The organism is Mycoplasma sp. NEAQ87857, assembly GCF_009792315.1.
Classification (GTDB): Bacteria; Bacillota_I; Bacilli_A; order Mycoplasmatales; family Metamycoplasmataceae; genus Mycoplasmopsis.
Genome location: NZ_CP045542.1, coordinates 880,879 through 895,468, shown reverse-complemented (window position 1 = coordinate 895,468; position 14,590 = coordinate 880,879). Strand labels below are relative to the sequence as shown.

At 23.5% G+C, this 14,590-nt stretch carries 1 protein-coding gene; it reads left to right on the top strand.

Going from position 1 to position 14,590, the window contains the following annotated elements:
- Positions 1-217: 217 nt before the first annotated feature.
- A complete protein-coding gene (locus GE118_RS03170) occupies positions 218-14,404 on the top strand; it encodes an FIVAR domain-containing protein (RefSeq protein WP_158763989.1) in 14,187 nt (4,728 codons plus the stop codon).
- Positions 14,405-14,590 lie beyond the last annotated feature (186 nt).

Below are 14,590 nucleotides of genomic sequence, written 5' to 3'. Positions count from 1 at the left end.
CTTTAATGGTTTAATAACTATCGCTTAATACACAATGATAAAACTTATATTTTTTATTCAAAAAAATTAAAAAATATAAGTAATAAAAAAGTTTTAAGACTTTAAATTTTGTCTAACTATTCAAATACCCCTTGCATATATATATATATATATATATAATTTTGGTATTTCACAATATTTTTAATATTTATTTACTAATAATTTTAAAAGGGGCATTATGCATAAAAACAAGTTTAAAAAAGTACCTTTTATTATACTTTCTACAGTGGGAATTACTACTTCTTTTGCTTCTATTGCTGCATCAAATAACAATGGTTATAATGCAAATACTAAGAAGTTTACAGATTATTTACCTACAGATATCAACAACACTGTTAATAAATATTTCTTTAAGAGAGACACAATTACAAAATTTACTTCATTAATTAATAATACTGATTTATTTAAGGTTGACAATACTTTTTATAATTTTAATAATGCATATATGCGTTATTTTAATTCAGATTTGAATTTAAGAGATGAAAATAATAGATATTTTGTTAATTACGGATCACAAGGTATAAAAAGTTACTATAAACCTGATTTATTAAATAATAATAACTCTCAAGTTCAATATTTAAATGATTTTAATATTGGTGATTTGTCAACTAATGATCCTAACGCTTTAAAAACCTTTAATGATCAAAATAAATTTCTTATTTTAAGTAAAAGTGATCAATTTCCAGAGGAAGTATTTAAAACAATTACTTCTAGAGAAGGTGGAGCTGAACAATTTGTTAAAGTAGTTAGAGTTGATGATGGTGGATTAAATGCTAATGAGCAAACTTATAGATTTGAATTCGGGATGCAAACATTAAGAAATCAAAGTAATGCGTGATTAGGAAATCTACCAAACTATCATAATTCATTAATGAGAATGAATATTATTTGATCAGATGATTTTGAACCAGTTATTACTAAACAAGATGGAACTCCTCAAGAAGTGAAAGTAACTTGAGTTGCTCAACACAATAACTATAATTGGGACTATAAGGGTAAAAAAGAATTTACTTTTAACTTAAAGCATCATAAAATTGATTTTAATTCAAAAAATGATGAAATTGGAAGACAAGGATGAGGGTTACCACTTTTTAAATATTATGGAGATTCTGATAAAGCTGGTCATATAGGATCTACATTTTATGCAGCTCATTGAAATTCTAATGAAAAACTAACTTTTGGTTATCCAAAAGTTGTAAATAATTGACATTTATTAGATCAAGATATTCATCACGTTGATAAGAATATTAATGGATTAAATTCTAATATACTATCTGCAGGTTTTCAAGGGCAATTTTTACGTAATTCAAATGTTTGGGAAGATTATTACAATAATGTTACAAAAGTAGCGCCTGGAGTTAAACAATTAAATTCCCTTGCTACTACTTTTGGTAGTGCTTTACAACTTAGTTGAAATGCAAAAGATATCCCACCATGAGAGCAATCTGGTACAAATATTTATATAACTATGAAGTTCAAAAAGAAAGATTTTTGAAAACCTTCTTCAGCAAGTAGAAGTAAAGATGCATCATACATTGGAGCAACTAATTATTTAGTTTATGATGCAAATAATCTTTCAGGAAGAGATAAAGGTGGTAATTTAGCTGTTGGTAATTTTTGAGTGCATCAACGCACAACCAATAGACCTCTTCCAGTAAAAATTAATTCATATAAGAAAAATACAACTAATATTGATTTTAAACTTCCTATAGCAAATTACAAATATTACCAAAAACAAAATGGTAACTTAGTAGAAGTATTTGGTCATACCACTGATCCTCATTGAAACACATACAATGCAACTAATAGTTATGATTTAAACGAATATGAAAAATCAGGTATAACTTTCCACGCTAGTTCTATTAGAGAAGAACATAATTGAGGTCCTAGAGATGGATATGCAAAAATGTTAAACCCTAAAGTTGATAATAACTTTGTTTTTGCTGCTCCTTCAGATATTGATACTACTGTAACTAATAGAAAATGAAGTATTCCTAGAACTAGATTTTCTAGAATTGGATCTACAGTTGTTGAATTAGATGGTATTGATTGAAATAGAGCTCTTATAGCTGTATCAAAAGATACTAAAGATACTTATAAAAATAATTTTTACAATAGTACTGATCCTCATATTTTTAATGGTTATAACTTTGATTGAAATAGTTTATTTAAAAAGATGTTTGATTTAGATAAACACTTAAAAGATAATGAAAAATATTTAGAAAATGCAGAAGTAGCTAAATTTGTTGCTGATGCTAATGAGATTTTAAAAAGATATGCTACTGAAGCCAAAAATAAATCATCATTTATTGCTAATGCAGTTTATAGTACTAATGATGGAATAAATATTTTAAATAATGATACTGGAAGCTACATAGTAGTTCCTTATAAAACTTCTAATTATGATAGATATGTAACAGAATTAAATAATTTAATTACTGCAATAGATAATGCAATTCAAACTCATTTTGATACTTTAACTGATAATGTTAGAGCATTAAATTATATTGATGATACTATTAAAACTCAATTTGTTGCAAGTTTTAATAAAACTAACTCTTCAAGTTTATCTGATGCTAAACACATTAAAGACAATGCGGTTTTATTAAATACTTCAGCAGATCAAGTTTATAATGGAAAAAATGCAGTAGAAATAGGTAATAAGCAATATGTAGCTATCAAATTTGATTTACCTAATGAAATGTATGTTACACCTGATATGAGAGCTAATTATAGATTTGCAACTGATAGTTCTAAAACTAATTATGATAGAGATTTAACTGATTTAAGATTGAAGTTTGATAACAATAATAAACTAAAACATAATGCATATGTAAATACACCATTAGATATTAAAAATGTATCAACTACAATTAATGCATTAAATGGTACTTTAACTAAAGTTAAATTAAGATATGATGCTCTTCATGGGCTAGATCGTTTAACTAATTTAAATAAAGCTAAGAATTTAGATTTATTTACTACTGCTTTAGCTAACTTTTATTTAAATGAAGTTTATAATAAACCTACAGTTGATGAAGCTAATAAATTAATTAATTATTTAGTTGAATTTAATGGTGATCCAAGTACTAATAGAGATAATAATTCATTATTTAAAGCAATTAAATATCTTAAAGATAATACTGAACAAACTGTTTATAATTCAAATAATTATAAATATGCTAATAATAAAACTGTTTATGATGATCTTTTAACAAGTTTTAAGACATTATTTGAACGTAATGGTAATGAGTATAAATTAAAACTTATTACTCCATCAAATTTACAAAACCAAACTTCAAAAGATACTATTGATAGATATATGGCTGGTAATACAACTTCAAATAGTATTGCTCATGCATATAATTCATTAAATGGTGAAACTAACTTAGAAAATCTTAGATCTCAAATTCAAGGATTAAATAACTTCTCTCAAGGTATTAAAGATACCTATAAGGATGCTTTAACTTCTTGAGATTGACCAAGAAGAAATAAAACTTATCTTCAAGGTGCAACTGATTTAACTAATGAATTAAAAAGAATTGATACTAAAGCTAATGATTTTAGAACTCAAGTTCAAAGATATTTAGATGTAAAAAATAGCATTGTATACACTAAAGCATCTAACAAAAATGCTTTAGATGCCAAAATTAACCAAATTAATTCTAAATTAGCTACTGCTATTAATTCTTTAACATCAATTAATGATTTAAAAATTAATCAATTAGTTAATGAACGAGAAGTAACTGATTGAGCTAGTGATTTAAAAGCAAAAATTGATGCTTTAGATGGTAAATTAGTCTTTGTTAGAGAAAGACAAGCAGAAATAGATAGATTACAATACTTTGATCAAGGTCAAAAAACAAGATTAAAAAATCTTATTACTACTAATTCAAATGAAGCAGATATCAATAATTATGTTTTAAAACTTAAAGCTATTGATACTCAAGCAACAAATACTAAAGCTGTAATTGATAAATATAATAATTTAGTACTAGATTCAGCTTCATTATCTCAAGAAGATAGAAATAACTATAATAACGCTTCAGCAAATAACAAAAATGCATTACAAAATGCTAAAAATACATTATCAACCAATATTAATGATTCAGGAGTTATTAAAAATAACTTAATATCAGCTATTAATTCTATAACTAATACTAATGCTTTAGATAATGCAAAAACCACTTTAGAAAACCAAACTAATGCAGTTACTACTGCAATTAGCAATTTAGATGGTAATTTAATTTTAAGAAATGTAATGAATGAGCTTACTAATTTAATTGCAAATGCTAATACCTTACATTCTTCAAATGAATTAGATAATAGCATTAAAGCAGAATTATTAACCGCTATAAATACTGCAACAACCAATAAAGAAGCTCATAAAAATAGTGTTAGAGATTTAAATAATGATATTGCAAGCTTAACCAAAGCTATTTCTAAAGCTAAAGCTAAACAAAAAATACTAGAAGCTAAAATATTAAAAACTCAATTAGATAATAATCATTTAACTAAAGAATCAAGTATTTTAATGAATAAGATTAATGATTTAGATAGAGTTTTACAAAATACAGGTTCAAATAATAGCACTATAGTGTTATATGCTGAGAAACTTGATGCAGAAATCAAACTCCAAGAATCAAGATTAAAAGCTAAATTAATCAAAGATAAAATGGGACAAGGTGTTGATAATAGAGTTTCAGTAATGATTAATGATTATCCTATGGATAATGTTTTAAGACATTCTATAACTGCAGTAGATGATGCTAGAAGTCAATTAGATTTAGTTTATCCTAAAGTTAATAAGGATGATATTAATAATAAAGCTACTGCTTTAGATAGTTCTATAACTGATGCAAGAGCTAAATTAGCTAAAGAAATTGATTCTTTAACTAATATTGATGCTACTATTGCTAATGCTTTTAAAACATATATTTCTAATGATGATAATAATTTAACAAATGCAATTAATGCTTATAATAACGCTGTAAGAATTGATAAGTTATTTAAAAAGATTAAAGATAATAAGGTTCTTTATACTGAAACAGATACTAATAAAATAGACCTTTCTCCTTATGGATCAAGTTATAAAGCCGCTTTAGCAGAAGTAGAGAAATTAATTGATTCAAACAATAAAGGAAGTGCTACAAATAGTGGATTTACTGAAAATGTTGTAACTAATAGTAGTACTTACTTAACTAGTTTAGAAAATAAATTAAGTACATTATCTACTGAATATAATAAGTTAAATGATTTAACTGAAATTGAAGAAGCTAAAAAGAAATTTATTAATGACTTAAAAGAAGCGATTGAAATTAATAATTTAATTAAAGATAATACTAATAATTTAACTAAAAATATCGATTTAGATGAAGAAATATCTAAAGCAACTAATCCTAGTGTAACTACTGCAGTATCAGTAAATGGAAATATTAATACTAAAGATGATGTAGATACTAGTTTAAGTGTAAATATTACTAATAAAGCTCAATTAACAGAACTACAAAACTTAACTTTAGCTAATAAAACAACTACAGCTGCAAATTCTGCATTAACTGAAGCAATAACTAATGCTACTAATGAAGCAAATAAATGAGTTAATAATAATGAATATGATAATGATGAGCATAAATCATCATTCTTTAACGGGATTAAAGATAACTTAAATCAAGCTATTGCTAAAGCTAAACAAGCAGAAACTAATGCTAATAATTTAACTAAAGTAAATGCTGCTATTGAATTAGATAAAGCAATATCTAAAGCTAAATTAGATACCTTAAAAGCTAAAGCAAAAGCAGATATTGCTAAATTGAATCATTTATCAAATGAAGCTAAAACTCAGTTAAATAATAATATTGATATCGCTAATGAAAATGATATTAATAATATAACTACAAAAGCTAAAGATTTAGATAATGCATATAAAGATTTAGCAGATATTATTAAAGATTTAAAATCAAAAACTGGAGATAATTTTGGTTCAAATCTATTTAATAATTCCTCAGTAGAAGCTCAAAATAACTTAAAACAAGCATTTAATACTTTAGATAACTCTAAAGTCCAAAATATTAATGATTCTGAATCATTAAAAGGAATATCAACTGATTTAGATACTGTTAAACCATTAATTGAGAATCTAAATACAACTTTAAATGCTTTAGATGGAGAAAAGCGTTTAAATGATCTTAAAGATCAAGCTAATACCAAATTAGATAAGTTGCTTAAATTAACCAATAAACAACGTGAAGCATTAAAAGATCAAGTGTCTAAAGCCACTACTTTAGATCAAATTACTTCAAACAATAATGTTGATAACCCTAGTTTAAACTCTATTTTAGATCAAGCGATTAAATTAAATAATGCAATGGAAAGTTTAAGAGATAATCTAGATAATATTCCTAATGATTTAAAAGATAAAAGTTCAATTAATTATATTAATGCTGATGAAACTTCTAGAAATGAATTTGGTAAAGCTTTAGAGAAAGTTAATAATATCATTGATAACAATTACAGTGATTTAGATATTTCAAAAATAACTGAAGCTAAAGATAATTTAAATACTACTAAAGATAACCTTAATGGTAGTGCTGCAGTAGCTTTAGCTAATGATGCATTAGCTAAATTAATCACTTATGCTAAAGATTTAAAAGATTCAAATAAATTAACAGGTGATAATTTAACTAAATTATCTTCTTCAATCACTACTGCAGAAGATAGTAAAAGAGATAATGATAGTAATGTAACCGAATTAAATAAAGCAATTAATGATCTTCATGGTGCATTAATTGAAACTAAATCTAATGAATATATTACTGAAGCTAAAAAAGTTATTCTAGAGCTTAGATCTTTAGATTTAACTGATTTAGCAGATGATTTACAAAATAAAGTCAATAATGTTAAAACAGCATTATTAACTGCTAATAAAATTGATCAAATAGATGCTAATTTAGAAGATTTATATAAATGAACTAACATTGATAAAAATAAAATAGCTGCAGCTAAGGTATTAAATAAGATCTTAAGCAATTATTCAAATAATTTAAATACCATAGTTAAAGATTTAGATAACAACCAATTAATTAACGCTATTAGTGATTTAAATACTATAAAAGATCAAGTTAATGCTTTAATGAATGTTAATAACCCTGCAGATGAGATAGTTGATAAAACTACTGATTTAGAAACAAAAAGAACAGCTTTAATTAATGAATTATCTAAAGCTGTTAATACAAAAAATAATTTATCTACAGCTTTAGATAAATTATTTAAAGAAGCAATTAATGATGATAGTACTATTGAAAATAAACTTCAAGTATTTAATAAATTAAATCAATTAGATCAACAAACTAAATTAATCAAAGATGATTTAACTAAATTTAGTAATTCAAATAATTCATTAAACTATATTTTAAGTTCTAGAAACAATAAAAATAAATTTATTGCTGCTAAAGATGAATTAACTAAATTATATGAATACACTAATAACAATATTATTAATACTCATAGCAATTTAACAACTAATGATTTAAACTTTAATAACTATTTAAATCAATTAGAAAACTCTAGAGTTAAATTAAATACTGCTTGAGATAGTTTAACTGGAGAAGCTAAAGTTATTTTAGTTAAAGATAACTTTATTAATGCTTTAAAAGATGCTTATAAAACGATTAATGCTATTAGAGAAAATAATTATTTAAATGATATTAAGCTTGATGCTTCATATAATGCTAATAATAATCCAGCTAACAATAATTTAATTAAATCTATAGCTTCAAACTTAGATGATGAATCTAAGTTTGATAGTAATAATATTAATTTAAATATTACTAATGTTAGTGATTATAATGATTTAATTTTAAGAACTAACAAACTTAAAACTGATGCAAAAAATGCTGGAACTAAATTAATTAATGAACAATTAGCAAAATATAATAACTTATTAAATAAATTTACTACTGGTGAAGAATTTGGATCAAATGAATATAATAATAGCGACTTTAATACTATTAAAGACGCTATTAAGCAACACATTAGTGATAGTAATATCTTTAAAGTAACTAATAATCAAGGGTATGATTTAGTTGCTAAAGCTAAAGAATTACAAAATGCTTTAGAAGATATTAATTTAGCTTTATTAAAAGCTAAAACCAAGCTTGAAATCAATAATTTAGAACATTTAGATAATGTTATTAAAACTAATTTTAATAACATTATTGATTCATCAAATGATTCAACTTTAATTAATGATCAATTAATTAAAGCTAGTGCTTTAAACAATAGTTATACTGGTATTAAAAATGTAATTGATCGATATAACAATGAAAAAGCTAACACTATTAAATTTAATAATTCAGATTTAGACTTACAAAATGAAGTGGAAGCTAAATTTAATAATATGTCAAACATTATTAATGACATTAATAATGTTGAAGATGCTAAAATCATTTCAAGCAATTTAGATGATATTAATAATAAAGTTAATGAATTAACTATTGCTTTAGATAATTTAAATGGATTAGCTAAATTACAAGAAACTAAAGATCAAGTAATTGATCAAATTCAAAACTTAAATTATCTTAATAATGCTCAAAAAGAATCATTTAAACAAAAAGTAATAGCTGCTAATTACATTGATGATTTAATAGGGAATAATAGAGATATTAATCATCCATTAGCAAATTCAATTTTAGATTTAGCTAATAAATTAAATAATTCAATGCAAGTTTTAAATGACTATGTTAATCCTAATAACCAAAATGATCAAGCAAATTCAATCTTAGATACTTATAAAAATAAAACTGCTAGTGAATATAAATTTGCTTCTACAGAAACTCAATTAGCTTTTGATCAAGCATTAAATAATGCTACTAGTGTTTTAGATAAGACAAATGGTAATGATTTAACCAAAGATCAAGTAGATACAATTTTAAATGAATTAAAATTAGCTAAAGCGAAATTAGAAGAATCAGCTAAAACCTTTAAAGATAATCTTATAAAAGATTTAGATAATAGAATTACTGATTCAGTAATTACAGATAATGATGTTAAAGAAAAGCTTAAAAATTCAATTTTAGATGCAATTAACAATATTGATAAAGATAATTCTAAAAATGAAGCTACTAATTTAAAATCTAAAACTGTAGAAATCATTAATAAAGTTGAATTTATTAATGACAAAATTAATAAATTAGATAACACAATTAATAATAATCCAATCTTTAACAATGATCGATTCAAAGAAATTGCTAAAGAGATATTAAATGATATTGAGGATGTTAAAACTGATATTAATAAGATTATTAATAATTGAAAAGAAGGTAAAGGTTCAAAAGTTAATGAAACTAAAGAAATAGAAGCGATTGATTTAAATACTGAAGCTAACATTAATACTACTGCAAATACTGCTAGTGATGCTAATGATAAGCTTTATGATCTATTAGCAAGCATTAATGATTATAATCTTCAAGCAGCTAATAAAGTTCTTAAATCAAACTTAGTTTATTCATATGCTAAAAACCAAACCTTAAAAGATCTAGTAAAAGATCTTTTACCTGCTAGTGATTTAGCTAAATTAAACAATTTAACTATTAGCAATAACATTACAAAAGCTTTAGAATTAATTGCTAATAAAGATGCTTTAAAAGCTAAATTAAATCTTGATACTTTAGCAACAGATAATGATATTATTAATGCAATTAATGCTAAACTTGAGCACAATCAAATTTATAAAGACATTATTAATAGCGTTTTAAATACTAAAGCTAATACTTTAGATACTTCAAATATTAATAATTTAGTTAATACTATTATTACAAGCAATTTAGACAATATCTTATTAGCTAAAATAGCTACTAAAGTTAATTTAAATGTCAATGATAATCTAGAACAAATCAAACAAGCAGTAATTCAAGCAATTAATGATGGTAATTCAACAACAGCAACTGCAGAACAAAACAAAATTAAAGAAGATTTAATTAGATACTTACATCAACCTAATTTAATACAAAAACTTAATGCAAAATTAAATCAAATCTTTAATGATGTATCAAAAACTTATGCTTTAAGTTTAATTAATGATACTAACTTCAATAATTTAACTGCTAATGAATTAAATAATATTAAAGTTCAATTAACTAATGCAATGTTTGATCAAGCTAATAATACTTTAATGTTTGATTATAACTTAGAAGAAATTATTCAAGCAACAAGATTATTAGATTTAGCTTCTAAGGTTAAATCTAATGTAGCAAATGTAGATTCTGCTACTAAAGATAATATAAATAAATTAGTTGATGATTTATATAATGAGGTAACTAATGAAACTAATATTAAAGGTTTAATTGAAAATAAAGTCAATGATTTATTTAATATAACTACAACTAAATTAAATAATGCTTTAGATAATATTAATGAATTAAATGCTTCTTCAAATCATTTAATTAATATAGTTAATAAAGCTAATGAAACTAAAGAATCTATTGAATATATTAATGCTAAAGATTATAGTAATTATCCAAATGTAGTAGATTCAATAAGTAAAATTGCTTTTGATGCTTCTTTAGCTAATGCTAATAGTAAGTTAAATAATGAAAGCAATAATTTATTAGTTAATACAACTATTACTAAAGATCAATTATTTAACAATAATGGTTTAGCTAAAGATGCTATGGTTGATAATCCTGCTAAAGAATTAAATACTTTAGCAATTGATTTAGATGCTAAAACTAAAGCTTTAGATGGTTTAGATATTTTAAAAGCTGCTCAAAGTATTGCTATAAGCAATATTAATAAATTAAAACAGCTTGATATTACACTTAAAAATAAATTAGCTAATGATATTAATAATGCTAAAACTAATGTTGAAGTTTATGAAATAGAAGCAAAAGCTAAAGATCTAAATAAAGCTTATTTAGATCTTAATGCATTAATTGTTGCAATTAATAGTATTAAAAATTCAGCTAAATTTACCAAAAATACTACCTTAGATGATAAAGGTAATAACTTAAAAGATGTAATTAATGATTTAATTGCTAAAACTTTAGCACCTAAAGGACTTATTAAGTTTAATTTAGGTCTAAAAGATGATTTAGCCATAGTTAAAAATACTTATGATCAATTAATTAAGATGGTTGATATTGACAATAATAGCAATGGTTTAAATGGTAATATAGTATATAAAAACGAACAAGATGCTATTATTGATGCTTTATTTACTACTGCTAAAGCATCAGATAAAGTTACTGAAGCTAATTTAGCTGCTATTAAGCAAGATTTTAAAACTAAAATCCATAATGAATTTGATAATGGTATTAAAAATACCTTTAACAAATTCATTGAACTAGAGCATAAAAAAGCTACTGATACAACTAATTTTGCTAAAGAGGATTTAGCAAAATTAAATGATGAAGTTAATGCTATTTATAATGAAATTGTAAGTATAAAAATTAATGTCCCAGAACTATTAAATCTAGCAAGAGCTAAAAGTCAATTAAAAGATTTAATTAATCAAGTTAATGATTGATTAAATACTAATACTAAAGATACTCAAGTTAATTTAAGAGGTAATTTACCATTAGTAATGAATGATACTTATAACGATTTAATTAATCATAATAGTGATTTAGATACTATTAATAATGATATCGAGAAATTAAACTTAGCTTTTACTGAAGCTAATAGAAGATATGATCAATTAAGTATTGTTTTAGATAAACTCAAAGACCTGATTCAAACAAGTAAAGATTATTTAAATTCTATTGATGATACTGATTTGACAAAAGAATTAAATGATGCTATAGAAACAGCAAAACAAACATTAAACACTGATGATCAAGCAACTATTATTAAAGCTACTAGTGATTTAGAAGATGCTTTAGATCACATTAAGCTTAAAAATCAAATTATTGAAGCAAAGAAATTAAAAGATCAATTAAATAGTAATGATCTTTATAACAAAATCATTAATGATTTAACTCAAGCGATCAATCAAGCTCAAGACGTAGTTGATCAAGTAGCATCTAATGCAATGACTAATGAACTAAAAAACAAACAAAAACAAGCGATTGATGATTTAGCTAAAGCTATAGCTAAGGCTAAATTAAATAAAACTATTATTGATGCTAAACAATGAATTAATAGTATTAAAGATAATGATAAATATCAAGATATCAAAAATACATTAAACAACGCTATTGAAACTAGTTTAATTGCTAATGATGATAAAACTACTAATGAAATCATTCAAGATAATAATAAGTTAATTAATGATTTAGATAATGCTAAATTAGATAAAGCAATTATTGATGCTAAAGATTTATTAGATGAATTAAATAAAAATCCAAATAAATATCAAGATCTAATTGATCAATTAAACAATAGCATCAATAATAATTCAAACATCAATAAAGATGCTAATGATTTAGTTGATCAAGCAACTAAATCATTAAATAAAGACGTTATTGATATTAAAGCTAAAGCTAAAATCACTGATGCAAAAGAAATTTTAGATCTAGTAGATAAATCATTGTTAAATGATGATCAAAAACAAGATTTAACTACCAAAATCAATGATTTAATCAATAAAACTAATGATGCAATTAATAATTTATCTAAAGAAGAAATAATTGACGCAATTAATGATTTAGATCAAGCAATCACTGAAGCAAATAAAGAAGTTAAAAAAGCTGATTATGAAAATAGTATTAATCTAGCTAATGATTTAACAAATGATAATTCTTCTTTAGATGATAAAACTAAAGAAGAATTAGTTAACAAAGTAAATAACATCAAAGATCAATTAAGCAAAATAACTAATCCTAAAGCAATAGATTATGAAAAAGCTAAAGAAGAAGTTGATAAAGCAATCAATGAAACAATCATTGATGCTACAATTAACAAAATTAAGGATTATATAGATACTATTGATAACAATAAATATAATCCTATAATTGATAAATTAGATAATTCAATTAAGGATGCATTAGATAATTTAGATAATAAAACTTCAAATCAAATAATCAACAATAATAATAAATTACTGAATGATTTAGCTAATGCTAAATTAGATAAAACTATTATTGACGCAAATGATTTAATCAAGAAATTAAAAGATAAATATCCTAATGAAATCAATAAGATCAAAGATCTTGTTAATAAGGTAAATAGCCTTGATAAATCTAATACTAAATTAGTTGAAGAAGTTACTAAGGAATTAGTTAAAGAAATCATTAATACCAAAGCTAAAGCATCAATCAAAGATGCTAAAGATGTATTAAAAGATCTAAGCAATTCATTAGTAAATCCAGTAGATAAAATCAATTTATCTAAAGAAATTAAAGATTTAATCAAACAAATTAATGACTCGATTAATGATGAAGATGCTAGTGAAACTGATATTAATAATTTAATTAATCAGTTAAATAAAGCTGTAGATAATGTTAAAGATGCTATAGCTAAAGCAGATTATTTAGATACTAAACAAAAAGCTAAAAAAGAAATTAATAATTCTAATTTATCTAACAGTCTTAAAGACAAATTTAATAATTTAGTGGATAATATCGATAAAGAATTAAATAAAATCAAACGCCCTACAGCAATCAATTATGCTAAAGCTAAAGATAAAATCAACAATTTAGTGGGCAAAATTAAGCTTGAAGATGCGATATTAGAAGCAATTGATAGTAAAAATGATTTAATTAAAAATAATAACTTTGATTTCTTACTAAGCAATATTAAAGACCCAATTATTAAAGCAATCAACGATGCTATAAACCAAGCAATTGATGTTTTAAATAACCATCCAGCTAAAGTTAAAGACCAAATAACTAAAATAAATAATAAAATCAAAGAACAATTAAATAAAGCTGATAAAGAAATTAAACTAATCAAAGATTTAATTGATCAAACTATAAATCACATTAGCAATTTACCAAATCTTGAACCAGAATTAATTAAGGATTTAGCTAATAAAGCTAAATCATTAAACAATGAACCAAGTTTAATTGAATTAAAAGATGCTTCTAGTAATTTAAATGATAAACACGGTACATTAATTAATAAATTCAACCAAGCAAATGATTTAATTGATAGTGATTTATTTGCTAAAACTAACCCAGATAAACAAACTAACCTTACTGATGCTATTGAGTTTATTAAAACTAATAGTATTTTAGGTAAAAATAACAAAGGTCTAACTAATGATCATAATCAAATAAACAATGCTATAGAGTTGTTAGAAAGAGTAATAAATGATATTGATGGAATGAAATCAAACAATAAAACCGCTTGATATTTAATTCCTATTGCACTAATTGCTTCAATAGCATTTTGAATTGGTGCTATATTTACAAGAAAGAAAAAATAGTTTAGTTTTTTTAAAATTCCTAAGGATAAAACTTAGGAATTTTTTTATTTTTTATTCATGAAATAAATAATTTTAAACAAATTAAAAACTTTTACAGTTTGATATTTATTTAAACATTCAAAAACACCTAACTTATCCTGTGTTTCCAAGTTTTGACCAATTTTTTAACACTTTTCCATACTTACT